Annotated in this window: 20 protein-coding genes; 18 read left to right on the forward strand and 2 right to left on the reverse strand. The window is 70.6% G+C overall.

What is annotated here, in order from left to right:
• The first annotated feature begins 57 nt into the window (after nucleotides 1-57).
• Both G5C60_RS08870 and G5C60_RS08875 read left to right on the forward strand, forming a co-directional pair.
• On the forward strand, nucleotides 58-1,515 hold the full coding sequence (locus G5C60_RS08870) for an aldehyde dehydrogenase (protein ID WP_165256523.1): 1,458 nt from the start codon (nucleotides 58-60) through the stop codon (nucleotides 1,513-1,515).
• Nucleotides 1,516-1,601: 86 nt separating this feature from the next.
• Complete coding sequence (locus G5C60_RS08875; RefSeq protein ID WP_165256525.1) at nucleotides 1,602-3,131, forward strand: GMC family oxidoreductase; 1,530 nt, start codon at nucleotides 1,602-1,604, stop codon at nucleotides 3,129-3,131.
• A 136-nt stretch (nucleotides 3,132-3,267) separates the two neighbouring features.
• Here G5C60_RS08875 and G5C60_RS08880 read toward each other — a convergent pair whose 3' ends face one another.
• Nucleotides 3,268-4,131 carry a 3-hydroxybutyryl-CoA dehydrogenase gene (locus G5C60_RS08880; protein WP_165256527.1) on the reverse strand — a complete coding sequence of 288 codons (864 nt, stop codon included), beginning with the start codon at nucleotides 4,129-4,131 and terminating at the stop codon, nucleotides 3,268-3,270.
• A gap of 268 nt (nucleotides 4,132-4,399) precedes the next feature.
• On the opposite strand from G5C60_RS08880, the gene G5C60_RS08885 reads away from it, so the two are divergent.
• The 16 genes from G5C60_RS08885 to G5C60_RS08960 all read left to right on the forward strand — a co-directional run bounded on the left by G5C60_RS08885 (nucleotide 4,400) and on the right by G5C60_RS08960 (nucleotide 18,514).
• The gene (locus tag G5C60_RS08885) at nucleotides 4,400-5,188 is read left to right on the forward strand and encodes an enoyl-CoA hydratase/isomerase family protein (RefSeq protein WP_165256529.1); all 789 of its coding nucleotides are present in this window, start codon (nucleotides 4,400-4,402) and stop codon (nucleotides 5,186-5,188) included.
• Nucleotides 5,189-5,193: 5 nt separating this feature from the next.
• Nucleotides 5,194-5,589 carry a Zn-ribbon domain-containing OB-fold protein gene (locus G5C60_RS08890; protein WP_165256639.1) on the forward strand — a complete coding sequence of 132 codons (396 nt, stop codon included), beginning with the start codon at nucleotides 5,194-5,196 and terminating at the stop codon, nucleotides 5,587-5,589.
• A complete protein-coding gene (locus G5C60_RS08895) occupies nucleotides 5,586-6,731 on the forward strand; it encodes a thiolase family protein (RefSeq protein ID WP_165256531.1) in 1,146 nt (381 codons plus the stop codon). Before G5C60_RS08890 ends, G5C60_RS08895 begins: the two co-directional genes overlap by 4 nt.
• An 18-nt stretch (nucleotides 6,732-6,749) precedes the next feature.
• A complete protein-coding gene (locus G5C60_RS08900) occupies nucleotides 6,750-7,982 on the forward strand; it encodes an acyl-CoA dehydrogenase family protein (protein ID WP_165256533.1) in 1,233 nt (410 codons plus the stop codon).
• Complete coding sequence (locus G5C60_RS08905; protein WP_165256534.1) at nucleotides 7,979-8,953, forward strand: phosphotransferase family protein; 975 nt, start codon at nucleotides 7,979-7,981, stop codon at nucleotides 8,951-8,953. Before G5C60_RS08900 ends, G5C60_RS08905 begins: the two co-directional genes overlap by 4 nt.
• Nucleotides 8,954-9,005: 52 nt before the next feature.
• Nucleotides 9,006-10,280, forward strand: a complete 1,275-nt coding sequence (locus G5C60_RS08910; RefSeq protein WP_338145747.1) for an acyl-CoA dehydrogenase family protein — start codon at nucleotides 9,006-9,008, stop codon at nucleotides 10,278-10,280.
• Nucleotides 10,277-11,053, forward strand: a complete 777-nt coding sequence (locus G5C60_RS08915; protein WP_165256535.1) for a glucose 1-dehydrogenase — start codon at nucleotides 10,277-10,279, stop codon at nucleotides 11,051-11,053. The genes G5C60_RS08910 and G5C60_RS08915 overlap by 4 nt, the downstream gene beginning before the upstream one ends.
• A complete protein-coding gene (locus G5C60_RS08920) occupies nucleotides 11,050-11,823 on the forward strand; it encodes an SDR family oxidoreductase (protein ID WP_165256537.1) in 774 nt (257 codons plus the stop codon). The genes G5C60_RS08915 and G5C60_RS08920 overlap by 4 nt, the downstream gene beginning before the upstream one ends.
• Complete coding sequence (locus G5C60_RS08925) at nucleotides 11,820-12,623, forward strand: enoyl-CoA hydratase/isomerase family protein (protein WP_165256539.1); 804 nt, start codon at nucleotides 11,820-11,822, stop codon at nucleotides 12,621-12,623. Before G5C60_RS08920 ends, G5C60_RS08925 begins: the two co-directional genes overlap by 4 nt.
• Nucleotides 12,624-12,670: 47 nt before the next feature.
• Complete coding sequence (locus G5C60_RS08930) at nucleotides 12,671-13,819, forward strand: acetyl-CoA C-acetyltransferase (protein ID WP_165256541.1); 1,149 nt, start codon at nucleotides 12,671-12,673, stop codon at nucleotides 13,817-13,819.
• Nucleotides 13,820-13,904: 85 nt separating this feature from the next.
• Entirely contained in the window at nucleotides 13,905-14,528 is a 624-nt protein-coding gene (locus G5C60_RS08935) for a TetR/AcrR family transcriptional regulator (protein ID WP_165256543.1), read from the forward strand.
• Between the two features lie 192 nt (nucleotides 14,529-14,720).
• Nucleotides 14,721-15,101: a nuclear transport factor 2 family protein gene (locus G5C60_RS08940; protein ID WP_165256545.1), complete on the forward strand. Its 381-nt coding sequence runs from the start codon at nucleotides 14,721-14,723 to the stop codon at nucleotides 15,099-15,101.
• Nucleotides 15,098-15,475, forward strand: a complete 378-nt coding sequence (locus tag G5C60_RS08945) for a hypothetical protein (protein WP_165256547.1) — start codon at nucleotides 15,098-15,100, stop codon at nucleotides 15,473-15,475. Before G5C60_RS08940 ends, G5C60_RS08945 begins: the two co-directional genes overlap by 4 nt.
• A 50-nt stretch (nucleotides 15,476-15,525) precedes the next feature.
• Nucleotides 15,526-15,852, forward strand: coding sequence for an EthD family reductase (locus G5C60_RS08950; RefSeq protein WP_165256549.1), 327 nt, complete (start codon nucleotides 15,526-15,528; stop codon nucleotides 15,850-15,852).
• A gap of 32 nt (nucleotides 15,853-15,884) precedes the next feature.
• The gene (locus tag G5C60_RS08955; protein ID WP_165256551.1) at nucleotides 15,885-17,393 is read left to right on the forward strand and encodes a class I adenylate-forming enzyme family protein; all 1,509 of its coding nucleotides are present in this window, start codon (nucleotides 15,885-15,887) and stop codon (nucleotides 17,391-17,393) included.
• 80 nt (nucleotides 17,394-17,473) lie between these two features.
• A complete protein-coding gene (locus G5C60_RS08960) occupies nucleotides 17,474-18,514 on the forward strand; it encodes an MBL fold metallo-hydrolase (RefSeq protein WP_165256553.1) in 1,041 nt (346 codons plus the stop codon).
• Nucleotides 18,515-18,591: 77 nt separating this feature from the next.
• On the opposite strand, the gene G5C60_RS08965 is transcribed toward G5C60_RS08960, so the two are convergent.
• Complete coding sequence (locus G5C60_RS08965; protein ID WP_165256555.1) at nucleotides 18,592-19,350, reverse strand: glucose 1-dehydrogenase; 759 nt, start codon at nucleotides 19,348-19,350, stop codon at nucleotides 18,592-18,594.
• Nucleotides 19,351-19,386 lie beyond the last annotated feature (36 nt).

Here is a 19,386-nt window from a genome sequence, read left to right on the forward strand (position 1 = left end):
CCGTACCCCTCCGCCCCACACCATCCGCGCAGTGTTCCGCAGAGAGGCAGTCACCCCATGGCACACCACTACGACCGCATCCTCATCGGAGGACGGCTCACCGCCCCCTCCACCGACCGCGTCGCGCAGGTCGTCTCACCCAGCACCGAGGAGGTCATAGGCCACGTCCCGCTGGCCTCCACGGAGGACATCGACGCCGCAGTCGGCTCGGCCCGGCAGGCCTTCGACGCCGGCCCCTGGCCGAGCTGGACCGTGAGCCGGCGTGCCGCGGCCCTGCGCGACCTCGCCGACCGCCTGGACACGCGGGCGGCGGAACTGGCCGAGCTGGCCATGGCCGAGACCGGCAGCCCGCGCGGCTTCGCCGAGGGCTACTTCGCCGTCGCTCCCTCCCACTACCTTCGTTTCTACGCCTCGTTGGCCGAGGAGTTCGTCTTCGAGGAGGAGCGGGTCAACGGGCCGACCCGCACCCTGATCGTGCGCGAGCCCGTCGGCGTCGTCGTGGCCATCCCCGCCTGGAACGGCCCACTCACGCTGACCGCCCAGAAGATCGCCGCCGCCCTCATGGCCGGCTGCACGGTCGTCGTCAAGGCGCCCGTGCAGGACCCGCTCGCCTGCCATGTGTTCGCCGAGGTCGTGGCCGAATCGCAGGTGCCCGAGGGCGTCATCAGCGTGTTCGCCGCCGATGTCGCGGAGAGCGAGTACCTGGTCGCCCACCCCGGTGTGGACAAGGTCAGCTTCACGGGCAGTACGGCGGTCGGTGCCCGCATCGCCGAAGTATGCGGCCGCGACATCCGCCGTACGACGCTGGAGCTCGGCGGCAAGTCGGCGGCGATCGTGCTGGACGACGCCGATATCGACACCGCCGTCCCGGCTCTCGTCGGCTGCGGCGCCGCCTTCATGCAGGGCGAGATCTGCACCGCACAGACCCGCATCCTGCTGCCGCGCGCCCGCTACGAGGAGTTCACCGAGGCCCTGGCCCGCCACATGAGCACCCTGCCCATCGGCGACCCGGCCGACCCCGCGACCGTGATCGGACCGCTGATCAGCGAGGCACACCGGGCGCGCGTCGAGGAGTACATCGCCCTCGGCAGGAAGGAAGGCGCCACCGTCGCCTGCGGCGGCGGCCGGCCCAAGGGCCTGACCACCGGCTGGTACCTCGAGCCCACCCTCTTCACCGACGTCACCAACGACATGCGGATCGCACAGGAAGAGATCTTCGGCCCGGTCGTCGTCGCCATCCCGCACGACGGCCCCGACCATGCCGTCGAGCTGGCCAACGACTCCCCGTACGGGCTCTCCGGAACCGTCTGGACCCAGGACGAGGACGCCGCCCTCCGGATCGCCCGCCGCGTGCGCACCGGAACGTTCAGCATCAACAGCTACACCCTGGACATCAACGCCCCCTTCGGCGGCAGCAAGAAGTCGGGCATCGGCCGCGAGAACGGCCCCGAAGGCCTCGACGACTACCTCGAACCCAAGTCGATCGCTCTGTCGGGCGCGCCCCTGAACGGCTGAACACCGCCCGCTCCTTCACGAACCCGTTCGTGCACGAACCCGTTCCTTCCGAACCCTTCGTCTCAAAGAAGAGAAGAGAGGCAACCATGGCGCGTCGCATAGTGGTGTGTGGCGGAGGTTCCGCCGGTGGAGTCCTGGCCGCCCGGCTGAGCGAAGATCCCGCGAACACCGTCACGCTGGTCGAGGCGGGGCCCGACTACCGCACCGCGCAGGAGACCGCACCCGAGGTGCTCGACGCCGACCAGTTCGGGTTCACCACCCATGACTGGGGCTACGAGTCGGCCGATCACGTCGTCGAGGGCGACAGCATCCCGATGTTCGGGATCGTCCAGCAGGGCGTCGTGCCCGTCCTGCGCGGCAAGGTCATCGGCGGCTCCTCGTCCGTCAACGGCGCCAACGCCCTGCGGCCCACACCCGAGGACTTCGCCCGCTGGACCGGACTCGGCAACGACCGCTGGTCGTGGGACGAGGTCCTTCCGTATCTGAAGAAGCTGGAGGACGACCCGGTCGGCGGGGAACTGCACGGCACCGAAGGCCCCGTACACATCGAGCGCTTCACCGAGGGCAACGGGCTGCGCCCGGTCATGTCCGCGTTCCTGGAGGCCTGCGCCCAGGCGGGCCACACCGTTCGGCAGGACATGAACGGCGCCGGCCGACGCGGCGCGGGCCCGGTCCCCTTCAACCGCAAGGACGGCATCCGCCAGAGCTCGGCCATCGCCTACCTCGGCCCGGCCCGCGAACGCGACAACCTGACCGTACTCGGCGGACAGACCGTCGACCGCGTGGAGTTCACCGAGGACGGGACGGCCCGCGCCGTGATCCTCGCCGACGGCACCGCCCTCGAAGCCGACCTGGTCGTCCTGTCGGCCGGAGCCATCGGCAGCCCGGCGATCCTGATGCGCTCGGGCATCGGCCCGCGGCGGATTCTCGACAGGCTGTCCATCCCCACGACCCAGGGCCTCGAAGGCGTCGGCAGGAACCTCCGCGACCACCCCATGGTGTACCTCACCTACGCCGTGGACGAGGCGACGGTCGGCGAACTCATGCCGCCCTTGCAGACCGCCCTGGCGTTCTCCTCGGCAGGGGCAGGCAACCAGGGCGAAGTCGACCTGCACGCACTGCCGTTCACCATGGAGCCAGGGGTGATGCTGGTGCCCCTCGCTGTGGTCCGCCCGTATTCGTTGGGCAGGGTGGAGATCACCTCACGCGACCCTGATGCCGACCCGTCGATCCGGCTCGGCCTGCTGGACCACCCCGACGACCTGCGGCGCATGGTGGCCGGCATCCGCCAGGTCCGGGAGATCATGGGCTCCGGCCCACTGGAGAAGTACGTACGCGCGGAGCAGTGGCCCGGACCCGAGGCGACCACGGACGCCGACCTGACCCGCGCCGTCCTGCAAGGCAAGAACACCTACTGCCACGCCGTGGGCACCTGCGCGATGGGCGGCGAGGGCACCCCGAACGCCGTGGTCGACCAGAGCGGCAAGGTGCACGGCCTCGACGGGCTGTACGTCGTCGACGCCTCGATCATGCCGGACATCCCGGCCACGCCGACCAACACCACCGTGATGATGATGGCCGAGCGCTGCGCGGACGAACTGCGCCGGAACCCCTGACCGACCGCGGCACAGGTGCCTGCCGGTCTTCCAGAACCAGAGCGCGCGGCTGCGGGCAAGGGGGACGGCGGGCGCCTGACCGTCACGACGACTTCGACGCACGCCGGTCCCCGGCCCTCACCGGGGTGCGGAGGGTTTACGCGTCATACACGTAGAAGCCCCGGCCGCTCTTACGGCCCAGGTGGCCCGCGGCGACCATGCGGCGCAGGAGCGGGGGAGCGGCGTACAGCGGTTCCTTGTACTCCTCGTACATCGACTCGGCGACGGCCTGCGCCGTGTCCAGGCCGATCAGGTCGAGCAGCCGCAGCGGACCCATCGGGTGGGCGCAGCCGAGCTCCATGCCGCTGTCGATGTCCTCCACGCGCGCCATTCCGGACTCGACCATGCGGATCGCGGAGAGCAGGTACGGCACCAGCAGCGCGTTGACCACGAAGCCCGAGCGGTCCGGCGCCTGGACGACCGTCCTGCCCAGCTGCTCGGCGGCGAAGCCGCGGGCGCGGGCCAGGGTGTCGGCACCGGTGGTGAGGGCGGGGATCACCTCGACCAGCTTCTGCACCGGTACCGGATTGAAGAAGTGCAGCCCCACGACATGGGAGGCCCGGCCGGTGGCCACGGCGAGATCGACGACGGGGATCGAGGACGTGTTGGTGGCGAGGACGGCCTCAGGGTCGGTGACCGCCTTGTCCAGCTGACGGAAGACGTCCAGCTTCACCTCCCGGTTCTCGGCGACGGCCTCGACGACGAACTGCCGGTCGGCAAGGTCGCCCAGGTCGTGGGTGAAGGAGAGCCGGGCCAGGGCCTGGTCGCGATCGGCCTCGGCGAGCTTCCCGTGCCGCAGCCCGCGATCGAGCGAGGCGGTGACGCGGTCGCGGCCGGCGGCGGCCAGTTCGGGGCTCGATTCGGCGACGGTCACATCGAGACCGCGCAGTGCGGCGACCTCGGCGATGCCGGAGCCCATGAGGCCGCAGCCGACGACGCCGAGACGGGAGATGCCGGACATGAAGGTCCTTCCGGAGTGCGGTCGTTGGGAGGACGGGGGAGCGGGTGTGGGACGGGAGACCGTACGCACCCCTCAGTCATATTGAACCGAAGTAGGTATGCTCCTCAAGGGCGAGTTTGAATCAGATTCGGTTCGATCACTGGCGGGATCTCTCTTGCTTGGATTGCAGGATGCCTTCACCTGATGAATCCGTCTCGATCAAAGGGTTGACAGGACATCTTCCGCCTCCCAGACTCGTAGTGAATTCAGTTCAATCTGGAGGCGAGAGATGGCAGTGGAAGACGAGATCCAGTTCGAGCGTGACGGCCACGTCGCCCGTGTCTGGCTCAACCGCCCGTGGAAGAAGAACTGCGTCACCGTGCCGATCCTGAACCGGCTCGACGAGATCATCACCGAGGTCGACGAGGACCCCGAGCTGCGCGTTCTGGTGGTCCGCGGCCGCGGCGGCACCTTCTGCTCGGGCTTCGACCTCGACAGCCTGAAGGCGGAGTACGTCGGCAAGTCGAACGCGATCGACGTCGCGGTGAAGTCCGCGAAGGTCTGCGACCGCCTCTACTCGATGAAGACCCCCTCGGTCGCCGTCCTGGAGGGCCACGTCACCGCCGGCGGCTTCGAGATCATGATCTCCTGCGACTTCGCCATCTCCGCGGACGACGCCAAGATCGGCGACTTCCACATCCGCCGTGCGCTGTTCGGCGGAGCCGGCCCGATCTACCGGGTGCCGCGCATGATCGGCATCCGCAAGACCAAGGAGCTGATGCTCACCGGCAAGCTGCTCTCCGGCGTCGAGGCCGCGGAGTTCGGGCTGATCAACAAGTCCGCCCCGGCCGACAAGCTGGACGCGACGGTCGAGGACTTCATCGGCGACCTCGTCGACAAGAGCCCCTTCACCATGTGGCTCACGAAGATGACGATCGACCGCAGCCTGGACGCCGACACCCAGTCGCTGATGGTGATGGAGCACCTCGCCGTGGGCGTGGCGCTCAACTCCGAGGACGCGAACGAAGGCGTGTCGGCGTTCCTGGAGAAGCGCGAACCCAAGTGGACGGGGCGCTGATCCGGATGGCCACGGATCCGCGGAGTCCGACCGCCACCGCCGTCGGGCTCCAGGGCTCACGCTGCTCCGGCGACGGCTGCGCGGTGACGGTCTACCCCGCGGACGACGCGTGCCCGCGCTGCGGGGGACCGGCCGATCCGGTCGTCCTCCACGGCACCGGCACGCTGTGGACCTGGACGGTGCAGCGGTACGCCCCCAAGTCCCCGCCCTATCAGGCCCCGCCTGGCGGCTTCGAGCCGTTCGCGCTCGGCTACGTCGAGCTGGCGGAAGGGGTGCGGGTGGCCGCCGTGCTGGAGGTCGACGACTTCGACGACGTCCGCATCGGCATGCCCCTCACCGTGACCGCCGGCCCTGGCGTCCCGCGGGCCACGCCCACGACCCCCGGCGAGGAGGGCTCATGAGTACCGACGTACTGATCTGCGGCGCCGGACGCACCCCGTTCGGCCGGTCGGAGGCGAGCGGCCGGCAGCTGGCTGTCGGCGCGGTGAACGCCGCGCTGGCGGACGCCGGGATCGAGTGGTCGCGGGTACGGGCCGCGTTCGGCGGCAGCGACAGCGCGGGCCTCGCCGACACTCTGGTGGCCCAACTCGGCCTGACCGGGCTGCCGTTCGTCAACGTCAAGAACGGCTGCGCCACCGGCGGCAGCGCGCTGGTCTCCGCGGTGAACGCGATCCGCTCCGGCATGGCGGACGTCGTCCTCGCCGTCGGCTTCGACAAGCACCCGCGCGGCGCCTTCGACCCGCGGCCCGAGGACTGGGGGCTGGGAGCGGAGTACGGCAGCGACGGGCTGATGGTGACCACCCAGTTCTTCGGCATGAAGATCCAGCGCTATATGCACGACCACGGCATCACGCCGCGGACCCTCGCCCTGGTGGCCGAGAAGGCATACCGCAACGGCGGCCTGACCCCCGAGGCATGGCGCCGCAAACCGCTGTCCGCCGAGGAGATCCTCGACTCCGGCATGGTGAGCGATCCGCTGACCCGCTACATGTTCTGCTCCCCGGGCGCGGGCGCGGCCGCACTGGTGCTCTGTTCGCCCGAGGCCGCCCGCGCCCTGGACGGCCCGGCGGTCACCCTGCGCTCGGCGGCCGTACGCACCCGGCGGTTCGGCTCGTTCGAGGTGTTCAGCCCCTGGATTCCCGGGGGCGAGCTGACCAGCGTCAGCCGTGATGCCTCGGCTGCCGCCTTCGAGGAGGCGGGGATCGGGCCCGGCGAGATCGACGTCTGCCAGCTGCAGGACACCGAGAGCGGCGCCGAGGTCATGCACATGGCCGAGTGCGGGTTCTGCGAGGACGGCGAGCAGGAGCGGCTGGTCGCCTCCGGCGCCACGGAGATCGGCGGTGCGCTGCCGGTCAACACCGACGGCGGCTGCATCGCCAACGGCGAACCCATCGGCGCCTCGGGGCTGCGCCAGGTCTACGAGGTCGTCCAGCAGTTGCGCGGACGGGCCGGTGAACGCCAGGTCCCCGGTGAACCCAGGGTCGGCTTCACCCATGTGTACGGCGCGCCCGGCGTGAGCGCCTGCACGGTGCTGTCCCGCTGAATGGAGGTGGAGGACGAGATGAGCGCCATCCCGGAACCCGAGGAGTTCCGTGCCCAGGCCAGGCAGTGGCTCGCCACGGTCGCCCGGCCGCGCGCCGCCGACGGAGAGTGGGGCAGCGGCTCCGACTCCGTCGCCGTCTTCGAGAACTGGACCGAGGAACAGGAACACGAGCACACCGCCCGCATCCAGGAATGGGAACGCACCCGCTACGACCACGGCTGGGGCGCGCTCAACTGGCAGCAGGCGTACGGAGGCCGGGGCCTGCCCGCGTACTACGAGCAGCTCTACCGCACCGAAGAGGCGGCCTTCGACGTACCGCACCGCACCGAGGTCTTCCCGGTGACGCAGCAGCTCGTCGCCCCCGCGATCGGCATCTGGGGCACCGAGGAGCAGAAGCAGCGCTGGCTGCGGCCCATGCTGCGCACCGACGAGCTGGCCTGCCAGCTGTTCTCGGAGACCGAGGCCGGATCCGACCTCGCCGCGGTGCGGACGAAGGCGGTGCGGGACGGCGACCACTGGGTGCTGAACGGGCACAAGGTGTGGACCTCCGGGGCCCGTGTCGCGACCTGGGGCGTCGCCGTGTGCCGTACCGATCCGGACGTACGCAAGCACGCCGGTATCACCGTCTTCCTGGTGCGCATGGACGCGCCCGGCGTGACCGTACGGCCCATCCAGCAGATGACCGGCGGCACCAGCTTCAACGAGGTCTACCTCGACGGCGTGGTGGTGCCCGACACCGACCGGCTCGGACCGGTCGGCGAAGGCTGGCGGGTCACGCTCAGCGTGCTGGCCGCCGAGCGGCTCGACTCCGGCAACCTCGGCCTGGACAACGCCGACCGGGCGCTGGAACTGGCCGGCAACCTGCCCCGCCCGCTCACCGGCAGCGAACAGCAGCGGGCCGCCGATCTGCACATCCGCACCCTCGTCCAGCGGCTCATCGGACTGCGCGTGACCGCCGCCCTCGTGGCCGGACGCGAGCCCGGTGCGGAAGCCTCGGTCGGCAAGCTCTACGCCACTGAGACCATGCGGCGCACCAGCGATCTGGTGTCCGAGCTGCTGGGGCCGAGCCTCGTCGCGGACACGGGGGCATGGGGCACGTACGCCTGGACGGAGCACCTGCTCGGCGCGCCCGGCTACAGCATCGCGGGCGGCACCGACGAGATCCAGCACAACATCCTCGCCGAACGCGTGCTCGGCCTGCCCAAAGAGGGCCCGCCCAAAGACCGCCTGCCCAAGGAGCCCGTCCGATGAGCACGGCCACGCAAACGTCGGAGCTGGCCGTCCGGGTCCGCGACCGGCTCGCCCGCCGCCATCCGGGCGCCCCGATCGGCGAGTTGAGGGTGCTGCCCGGTGGCCATTCGGGGCTGACGTACTCGGTCACCGCGGGGGAGGCCAGGTACGTCATCAAGGCGGTGCCTCCGGGGCAGCGGCCCGTCGGACGCAACGACGTGCTGCGTCAGGCGCGGGTACTGGGCGCGCTGGCCGGATCCGCGGTGCCCGTGCCGGGCATCGCCGCCGTCGACGAGACACAACCAGCCTGGTTCGCCATGGACTTCGCGGCCGGGGAGGCCGTCGAGCCCGTACTCGACGAGCCCGAGGTGCCCGCCGCCACGGCCCGCGCCCGGATGCTGGAGATCGCCTCCGTACTGCGGCGGCTGCATGACACCGACACTCATACGCCCGGCCTTGACGCGCCCGAACCGCTCGATGCGGCCGGGGAGTTGGAGCGGTGGACCCGCACCCTGCACGCCGTACCGGCAGAACTCCGCCCGGGCGGAGAGGAGTTGCTGGCTCGTCTCGCCGCCGACGTGCCCGGGGGCCTGCCACCGGTACTGCTGCACGGCGACTTCCGGCTCGGCAACGTGCTGTGCGTCGGCGAGCGCGCGACTGCCGTCGTCGACTGGGAGATCTGGAGCGTCGGCGACCCGCGCATCGACCTCGGCTGGTTCCTGCTCTTCACCGACCACCGCAACTTCCCCCAGCTGGGACACGCCGTACCCGGCCTCCCCACCGAGGCCGAACTGCTGGACGCCTACCTCGACGGCCGGCCCGCACTGCCCGCGATGGACTGGTTCCGGGCCCTCGGCCGCCTGAAGATGGCCGCGATCATGGGCCACAACCTGCGCCGGCACCGCGAGGGCAAGCACCACGACCCGGACCAGGAGCGACTGCCGCCCACCATCGCCGCGATGATCCGCACGGCACGCGACATCCTCGGCTGACCCGGAGCGCCCCGCGACGTCCCGACCACACGAATCCCGGACAGGAGCAATCGTGGATTTCGGATTCTCGCCACGGGCGAGTGAACTCCAGGACCGCATGCGGTCGTTCATGGACCAGCACGTCTTCCCCGCGGAAGCGGTCTACGACCGGCAGCTCGCCGAGGCGGACGACCCGCACGCGCTGCCGCCGGTGATGACCGAGCTGAAGGAGAAGGCGCGCGCCGAGGGCCTGTGGAACCTCTTCATGGCGCACGGCGACTGGGGCGCGGGACTCACCAACCTCGAGTACGCGCCGCTCATGGAGGTGGCCGGCCGCTCCGTCATCGGCCCCGAGGTGTTCAACTGCTCGGCGCCCGACACCGGCAACATGGAACTGCTCGCGCTGTACGGCACACCCGAGCAGCAGGAACGCTGGCTCAAGCCCCTGCTGGACGCGGAGATCCGCTCCTGCTTCGCCATGACCGAGCCGGAGGTCGCCAGCTCCGACGCCCGCAACATCCGTACGCGCATCACCCGCGACGGAGACAGCTACGTCGTCAACGGCCGCAAGTGGTACACGTCCGGGATCCTCGACCCCGACTGCAAGCTGATCATCCTGATGGGCAAGACCGATCCGGACGCGCCCACCTACCGGCAGCAGAGCATGCTGCTCATCCCCAGGGACACACCGGGCGTCACGGTCCTGCGCGACCTGCCGATGTTCGGTTACACCGACCGGCTCGGACACGGTGACGTGCTCTTCGAGGACGTCCGCGTGCCGGTGGAGAACATCCTCAGGGGCGAGGGGGAGGGCTTTGCGCTCGCCCAGGGGCGGCTCGGTCCGGGGCGCATGCACTACGCGATGCGCGCCGTCGGCTTCGCCGAACGCGCCCTGCAGCTGATGTGCGAACGCGTCACCGCACGCATCGCCTTCGGCGGGCCGCTCGCCGACCAGGGCGTGGTGCGCGAGTGGATCGCCCGCAGCCGCATCGAGATCGAGCAACTGCGCCTCCTCGTCCTCAAGTCCGCCTGGTTGATGGACACCGTCGGCAACGCCGCCGCCCGCATGGAGGTCGCCGCGATCAAAGTCGCGGCGCTGGAGGTCGCCCACAAGGTGGTCGACCGCGCGGTGCAGGCGCACGGCGCGGCGGGGGTCAGCGACGACACCGTACTGGCCCGGCTGTACGCCATCACGCGGGCACTGCGCATCGCCGACGGCCCCGACGAGGTGCATCTGCGGACGGTGGCCCGTCAGGAACTCGCCAAGTACAAGCAGCCCGAGCACGACAAACCCGAGCACCGCAAGCCCGAGCAGCACAAGACCGACACGAAGGCAGGGGCAGCGTGAGCACCGACACCCTGGAGGGCAAGGTCGCCGTCATCACCGGCGGATCCCGCGGCATCGGCCTGGGCATCGCCAGCGCCTACCGGGCAGCCGGAGCGCACGTGGTGATCGCGGCACGCAAGGCGGCCGGACTCGCCGAGGCGCGCGAGGAGTTGCTGCGCGTGAAGGGCGACGGCGACGTCCACACGGTGGTGGCCAACGCCGGTGAGCCCGACCAGGCCGAGGCCTGCGTCGACGAGACCATGATCCGCTTCGGCAGGGTCGACATCCTCGTCAACAACGCGGCGACCAACCCGTACCACGGCGATCTGCTCGACCTGGACCTGTCGCGCGCCGAGAAGACCGTACGCGTCAACCAGTACGGCATGATCGCCTGGACCCGGTACGCCTGGCGGGCCTGGATGGCCGAGCACGGGGGAGCGGTGGTCAACATCGCCTCCGTCGGCGGGCTGATCGTCGACCCGCACATCGGCTACTACAACGCCACCAAGGCCGCCATGCTGCACATGACCCGGCAGCTCGCCTATGAACTCGGGCCGCGGGCACGGGTGAACGCCATCGCCCCCGGGCTGATCAAGACGGAGCTGGCGCGGGCGGTGTGGGAGGTCCGCGAGCCCATCCTCACCGCCAAGCTGCCGCTGCGGCGCCTCGGCACGGTGGAGGACGTGGCGAACGCGGCGTTGTTCCTGGCCTCCGACGCCTCCTCATGGATGACCGGCCAGACCCTGGTGCTCGACGGCGGCGCGACCGCCCTGCCGATCGGGGTGGACGAGTGAGCGCGCCGCGATCCGCCGCCGAACTCTTCTCACTGGAGGGGAGGACAGCGATCGTCACCGGCGCCTCCGCCGGGCTCGGCGCACGCTTCGCCGCCGTCCTCGCGCAGGCCGGCGCCACCGTGTTCGCCGCCGCCCGCCGCATCGACCGGCTGAAGGAACTCGCCGACTCCGACGCGCGCATCCACCCCGTCGCCTGCGACGTGTCCCTCGAAGCCGACCGTACGCGGCTGACGGAGGCGGCAGTGGCCGCCACCGGCCGCATCGACGTCCTGGTCAACAACGCGGCGACGTCCGGCGAGACGCGCGCCGAGGACGAGTCCCCGGACGCCTTCGCCGACGTCCTGGGCGTCAACCTCACCGCTCCCTTTCACCTCGCCCGGCTCATCGCCGAAGGGCCCGGTCAAGCGGGCGGCAGGAGCATCATCAACGTCTCCTCCATCCTCGGCCTGGTGACCGCCGCCCCCCTCGGCGGCGCGAGCTACTCGGCGTCCAAGGCGGGACTGATCGGGCTGACCCGGGAACTGGCCGGACAGTGGGGCGGAAGCGGCATCCGCGTCAACGCCCTCGCCCCGGGCTGGTTCCGCACCGAGATGACCGCGGACCTGTTCAGCGACGAGCGCTCCAGCCGCTGGGTCGAGCGCAACACCCTGCTGCGGCGCGGCGGCGACGGTCATGAACTCGACGGCGCGCTGCTGTATCTCGCCTCGGACGCCTCCTCGTACTGCACCGGGCAGGTCCTGACCGTCGACGGCGGCTGGACGGCGCGATGAGCGTCGGCATCGACATCCGCGGCGACGGTCTGGCCCACGTCACCCTGCGCCGGGGCGAGGCGGGGAACGCCATCGGCCTCGACATGGCGCGCGGACTCCTCGACGCGGCACGAGCCTGCGAGCGCGGGACCGTACGGGCCGTGCTGCTCACCGGCGAGGGGAAGTCCTTCTGTGTCGGCGGCGATCTCAGGGAGTTCTCCCGGCTTTCCGGCGAGGCACTGGAGAAGCACCTCATCGCGGTGACCGACGCGCTGCACGAGGCTCTGCGTACGTTCGCCGCGATCGACGCGCCGATGGTGGCCGCCGTGCGGGGCGCGGTCGCCGGCGCGGGCATCGGCCTGGCCGCGGCCGCCGACATCACCCTCGCCGCCGACAACGCCTCGTTCACCGCCGCGTACACCGGCATCGGCTACTCACCGGACGCCGGAGTCAGCTGGTTCCTGCCCCGTCTCGTCGGACCCAAGAGGGCCCTGGACCTGCTGCTGACCAACCGCCGTATACCGGCGGCGGAAGCCGCGGAGATCGGACTGGTGAGCCGGGTCGTCGCCACCGACGAGTTGGCCGCCGAGGCCGCGCGCACGGCCGAGGCCCTGCGCCGCGGACCCACCGCCGCCCTCGGCACCACCCGCCGACTCGTCGCCGCCGGGCTGACCGAGGACCTGGGCCCGCACCTGGACCGCGAGGCACGTGCGCTCGCCGCCGCGGCCGCCTCCGACGCGGGCCGCGAGGGCGTCGCCGCCTTCCTCGACAAGCGGACGCCGGACTTCACGCGCGTCCCTCCCAGGATCTCCGGAACCTGATCCCGTCCCCGAAACCCTTGGAGCCCACCGTGCCCAGCCTGCCCACCGTGTCGGAAGCATTCATCGTCGGAGCCGTCCGCACCCCCGTCGGCCGCCGCAAGGGGGCACTCAGCGGCGTGCACCCCGCCGACCTCGGAGCCCATGTGCTGCGCGCCCTGCTGGAGCGCACCGGCGCCGACCCGGGCGCGGTCGACGACGTGTACTTCGGGTGTGTCAGCCAGATCGGCGCACAGACCGGGAACATCGCACGCACCGCCTGGCTGTCGGCGGGACTGCCGCAGCATGTCCCCGGCACCACCATCGACCGCCAGTGCGGCTCCTCCCAGCAGGCCGTGCACTTCGCCGCCCAGGCGGTCGGCTCCGGCGCCGCCGATCTGGTGGTCGCCGGTGGGGTGGAGGTGATGAGCCTGGTGCCCATCGCCAGCCCGATGTTCGTCGGCGAGCAGGCCGGCATGGGCAGCCCGTTCGCGGGGGACGGCTGGCGTGAGCACTTCGGGGACCAGGAGGTCTCGCAGTTCCGCGGGGCCGAGCTGATCGGCGAGAAGTGGGGCATCTCCCGTACGGACATGGAGCGGTTCGCGCTCACCAGCCACCAGCGGGCCCTCGCCGCCCAGGCCGACGGCGTCTTCGACGACGAGATCACCCCGGCGTTCGGGCTCGCCGCCGACGAGGGCCCGCGCGCCGACACCACGCTCGAGAAGATGGCGGGACTGAAGACCCTCACCGAGGACGGCCGGCTGACCGCCGCCGTCGCCAGCCAGATCTCCGACGGTGCCGCCGCCCTGCTGATCGCCTCCGGGGAGGCGGTACGCCGCCACGGTCTGACCCCGCTCGCACGCGTGCACACCATGGCCGTGGTCGGCTCCGACCCGATCCACATGCTGACCGGCCCGATCCCGGCCACCGAGAAGGTCCTGGACAGGGCCGGACTGTCGATCGATGAGATCGACCTGGTCGAGATCAACGAGGCCTTCGCCTCCGTGGTGCTGGCCTGGCAGAAGGAGATCGGCGCCGCCGAGGAACGGGTCAACGCCTTCGGCGGTGCCATCGCGCTCGGGCATCCGCTCGGCGCCACCGGCGCCCGGCTGATGACCACGCTCGTCCACCAGCTGCGCAGGACCGGCTCACGCTATGGGCTGCAGACGATGTGCGAGGGCGGTGGCATGGCCAATGCGACTGTGCTCGAGCGCCTTTGACCTGAAGTCGATTGGCAACTGAGTTCAGCTTGGGGCTACTCTCGGGTACCTACGAGGTGGGCGGCAGCCAGGAGACAGGTAGGTCATGGCGACAAGGATCGTTGAACCGGAAGCGGGACCGAGGTCCAAGCGTGCCGCCATTCTGGCGGCTGCCGTCGACTGTTTCGGCGAGACAGGGTTCGAGGCCACCAAGTGGTCCACGGTGGCGGAGCGGGTCGGCATCGGGCAGACGGCGCTGTACCACTACTTCGAGTCGAAGACCCACTGCCTGCTCACCATCATGCGGCTGGAGCTTCAGCGCTCCCACGACAAGTTCACGGAGGCGACCGCGGACGTCGCCGACCCGGTCGAGGCGCTGCGGGCGGCCGTACGCGCGGCGTACGACGTCTCCGACCAGGAGGTCCTGCAGATGCGCATCCTGCAGAACCACATGGACCTGCTCTCCGGCGCCCGGAAGTCCAAGCGTGAGGAGGCCGAGCGCGTCGCGGCCCGTCAGCTGGTCCAACTCGTCGAACGGGACTGGACGAACCTTCTCGTACGGGGCATGTCACAGGGCGCGTTCCCGCTGCGGGACGCGCAACTGCTGGGCTCGAGCGTGCTCGGTCTGATCGTCAGCGTCTGGCGGTGGTACCGGCCGTCGGGGCCGACACCGCTGTCGGAGGTCAGCGAACTGATCGAGGGTGCCTGCGTACGGATGGTCGCCACGTGACGTCCTGAGCGGCCCGCCCCGCTCTCCTCCTTGCCCCCTGCCGGACATCCGTCAGGGGGCTTCGTCGTTCCCGCTTCCGGCGCCGCGCTACCGCCGCGGAAGCTTCGTGACGCACTATTGCCAGGTCTGTTTCCACGGGATTACCATCCAAACTGAATTGAATTTGACTCAGGTTGATCTGAAGGGGCTCCTATGGCGTTGCGTGCGTACATGGCCAGCATGGACAGCGGGCGTCCCGAGCGGACACTGGACCTGCTCGAACCCGACTTCCGCTTCCTGATCGCCCTGCCGGGCAAGGAGGTCATCGGCAAGTCGAAGGAGGACTTCGCCGCATACATCGCCGGCCGCAATCCCGTGGACCGGGCGCACGAGATCCTGCGCTACAGCCGGGACGGCGACGTCGAAACCGTCTACGGAGTGGTGACGGAGGGCGGGCGGTACACCGGTTCCTTCCTGTCGGCAGCGGTCGTATCGCCCGGCGGACTCCTGGCGCGCTACCAGTCCTTCTTCACCACTTCCTTCGAGCTCGTCGACTGGTCCGGGCAGGCCACGAACGACAGGAGCCGGACATGACGGACACCTCGACCGCCGCCCCCTTCCTCACCGCATGGTTCGAGATCCTCGACGGGGACGAGCCGTCCAAGATCCTCGACCTGATCAGCGACGACTTCTCGCTCTCCATCCTGTTCTCCACCGGTGACGGCAACGCCACCGACTTCGCCGGCGACCGCGCGGCCCTCGTCGGCTACCTCGAACAGCGCGAGAAGGGCACCCGCACCCACCATCGGCTGTCGGCGACCACGCTCGGCCAGGACGAGCTGTTCCTGGGAGAGGTACGACGTGCCGGTGTCCCCGAGGCGAGCTTCGTCGCCGCGGGGCGGGTGAACGGCGAAGGCCGGCTGCAGCGTCTGCTGATCGGCCGCTCGTCCGAGATCCGCTTCGACTGACCACCCCTGTGACTCGAACACTGTGACCCGATCGCGTACGGAGGACCGTCATGTACAACCTCGTCCTGCTGGCAGCCCGGCCTCCGGAATGGACGCACGAGCAGTTCATCGAGTGGTGGCGCGGCGACCACGCGGAGCTGACCTACCGCCTGCCCGGACTGCGTTCCTGGCGGCACACCGAGATCGACGCCGCCCTGGAGCCGCGCTCCGAAGGCTGGGACGGAATCTCCGTGCTCGGCTTCGACTCCCCGGAAGACGTCAAGAAGGCCCTCGCGAGCCGCGAATGGGCCGATGCCGTGGCACAGGTCGGCGACATGAAGGGCCGCCGCATCGCGGTGATGGGGCACGAGGCGGAGATGTTCGGCGGCGTTCAGTAGACGGAGTTCGGCACAGCGCAGCGAGGGACAAGATGCGACAGGTAGTGCGGGAGTTCCAACAGAAGGCGGATCTGGCCGACTTCGTTGCGGTCATCGACGACACGGGCGTCCATACGGCACGGGAGCTGCTCGGCGAGGCCACGCGGCTGGCCGGAGCGCAGGCCATCGGCACGGCCGGCGGAGCGGGCGGCACCGTCCTGGTCCAGGCCGACAACTCATGGCGTACCGTCGCCGCCACTCTTGCCGTGGGCATGAGCGGAGGGGTGATCGCGGTGGTCAATCGGCACACCACACAGGCCGAGTTCGCCGCGGCCTGGGAGGACATCCGCCCGGACGCCGTCGTCGCCGAGCCCTCGGCGATCGACGAGTGGGCGGTGCCGGAACGGCTGCCGGGCCCGGAGCAGACCGTGCTCGACGGATGGAGGTGCCTGTCCGCACCCGGCGGGCGTGAGGTGTCGCGCTGGTCGGGCGGTGCCCTGATCGGCCTCACCTCCGGGTCGACCGGACGGCCCAAGGGCGTCGTACAGTCCGAGCCGGCCCTGCGCTATGCCGCCGAGAGCACCATCGCCGTCAACGGCCTGTCGCCCGGCGATGCCGTCGCCGCGATCGTGCCGCTGTCGTCGACGGCGGCGTACTGCTTCGGTGTCTACCTCTCCCTCCTGCTGGGCGGGCCGCTCGTGATGACGGGGAAGTGGGACAGGGCCGTCGTGCTGCGGCGGATGGCCGACGCCGACGTCCGCTGGACCATGTGCGTACCGACGATGGCGCTGCAGATGGGCACCGAGGCGGCCGGCTCCGGCATCCTCGGCGGCGTCCGGTCGATCACCGTCGGCGGCGGGCCGATGGATCGCAGCGCCCTGGCCCGCGCCGAACAGTCCCTGGGCACGAAGATCCTCCGCGTCTTCGGTATGTCCGAGTGCCTCGGCCACACCTCGCCGAGCCCCGACGACCCCGAGGAGATCCGGCTCGGCAGGGACGGCCGCCCCTTCCCGGGTACGCACGTGCGCGCGCTCACTCCCGACGGGCAGGTGGCCGGACCCGGCGTGACCGGCCGCGCGCAGGTGCGCGGTCCCTCCCTCTTCCTCGGCTACGCCCGCGACGGCAGGGTCGAGCCGGCGGCGCTGACGGAGGACGGCTATCTGCCCACCGGCGACCTGGTGATGACTCACGAGGACGGCTCCGTCAGCATCATGGGCCGCGAGAAGGACATCATCATCCGTGGCGGCCGCAATATCGACATCACCGAGATCGAGCGTGCGGTGGCGAGCTACCCGCGCGTGGCCAGGGCCTGTGTCGCGGCGGTTCCCGATGACGTGCTGGGCGAACGCGTGGCGCTGCTCGTCGTCACCGAGGACGGCGACGGCATCGAACTGGCCGAGGTGACCGGGCACCTGGAGAGTGTCGGTCTGTCCAAGACCAAGTGGCCCGAATTCGTGTACGGCATCGAGGAATTGCCCCAGACCAAGGTGGGCAAGCTCGACCGGAGCGGGGCCCGGGACCTGGCCGTCCGACTGCGTACCCGTACCGTCGACCAGGCCTGACGAGGCCACACATTCACGGACCGCACCGCCGCGCATGCCCTCCGGCATGATCCGCGGCGGTGCATCAGTCAAGGAGAGTCATGACAGCGCGGTTCGACCAGGGCCCGTGGGCCGCCGCCGGAGTCCAGACCGTACAGCCCGGAGTGCACCGCGTTCCCCTGCCACTGCCCAACGACGGCCTTCACGCCGTCAACGTCTACCTGCTGGAGGGCCTGGCCGACGACGACGGCATCGTCATGATCGACGGCGGCTGGGCGATCCCCGAGGCGCGCAAGGCGCTCGAGGAGGCCATGGCAGCCATCGGCCGCGACCTCGGCGACATCAGCCACATCCTGGTCACCCACATCCACCGCGACCACTACACGAATGCGGTGGAACTGCGCCGGCTGCTGGGCTCGCGCGTCTATCTCGGCGCGGGGGAACGCCCGGGCCTGGAGATGCTCGACCGGCTGCGCAGCGATGAACCCGCCGGCTCACTGGAGACCCTGCGCAGGGCCGGAGCGGGCGAACTGGCCGACCGTATCCAGGCGATGGACCACGGCGGCTACGACCCGAGCGTGTGGGAGGCTCCCGACCGCTGGCTCGCCGCGGAGACGCTCCGCTTCGGTGACCGAGAACTGCATGTCGTGCCGACTCCCGGACACACCAAGGGACATGTGGTCTTCCTGGACGAGCAGCGGGGGCTGCTGTTCTCCGGGGACCATGTGCTGCCGCACATCACGCCGTCCATCGGCTTCGAACTGGCCGAGCCGGGCGGCCGTCCGCTCGCCGACTACTTGGACTCGCTGCGGCTGATGAGCCGGTACGCCGACGCCCGCCTGCTGCCCGCGCACGGGCCGGTCGCCGACAGCGCGCACACCCGGGTCGCCGAACTGCTCGCCCACCACGACGACCGGCTGGCCAAGAGCCTGGCGGCGCTGGGTGAGGACACGCTCGACGCCCACGCGGTGGCTCGCAAGCTTGCATGGACGCGCAGGGAGGTGCCGTTCGGCGACCTCAGCGCCTTCAACCAGATGCTCGCGGTCAACGAGACGGCGGCGCACCTGGATGTCCTCGTACTGCACGGGCGGGCGACGGTGGCGTTCGTCGGCGGCGTGAACCAGTACACGCGCGTGCGCTGACATCGCACGAATGAGGGCGCGGCCGAGGAGGGGGTACGGCGGGTGCCTCGCCGCCCCGTCCGCTGTCGGTCTGTCGGTCAGCGCGCCGTCCAGCCCCCGTCCACGTACAGCTCGGAGCCGGTGACGAAGCTCGCGTCGCTCGAAGCGAGGAACGCCACCGTCCCCGCGACCTCGTCGGGCCGGCCAAGGCGTCCCATCGGGGTGCCCTCCAGCATCGCGGCGTGCCGGGGCGTGCCCCGCCACAGTTCGCGGGAGCGGGGTGTCTCGATGAAGCCGGGGTGGATGGAGTTGACGCGCACGCCGCGCGTGGCCCAGTGCAGTGCGGCGTTCTTCGTCATCAGCCGGACCGCGCCCTTGGCCGCGTGGTACGAGAACTGACTGCCGAAGCCGCCGACCGTACCGAAGATCGAGGCGATGTTGACGATCGAACCGCCGCCGGAGCGCTCGATCGCGGGCCCCGCGTACTTCATGCCCAGCCAGACACCGGTCTGGGTGACCGCGATGACCTTGTCCCAGGACTCCTGGGTCTCCGTCTCGACGGTCCGCAGCTCGGCGATGCCCGCGTTGTTGACGAGCACCGACAGGCCGCCCAGCTCGGCGACGACACGGTCGACCGCGGCGCGCCACGCCTGCTCGTCGCTGACGTCGAGCGCCAGGCCGAGCGCCCGCGCCCCGCCGTCCGTCAGCTCCTTCGCCAGCGCCTCGCAGCGGCCGGCGTCCACGTCGGTCACCGCCACCGCGGCACCCTCGTCGGCCAGCCGGCGCACGACGGCGTCACCTATGCCGCCGGTCGCGCCGGTGACCAGGGCGATCATTCCGGACAGTCGGTCTCGCACGGGCCCTCCTTCGTTCAGTGCGTACGTGCGTTCAGT

The organism is Streptomyces scabichelini, from assembly GCF_011045015.1.
GTDB classification, from domain to species: Bacteria; Actinomycetota; Actinomycetes; order Streptomycetales; family Streptomycetaceae; genus Streptomyces; species Streptomyces scabichelini.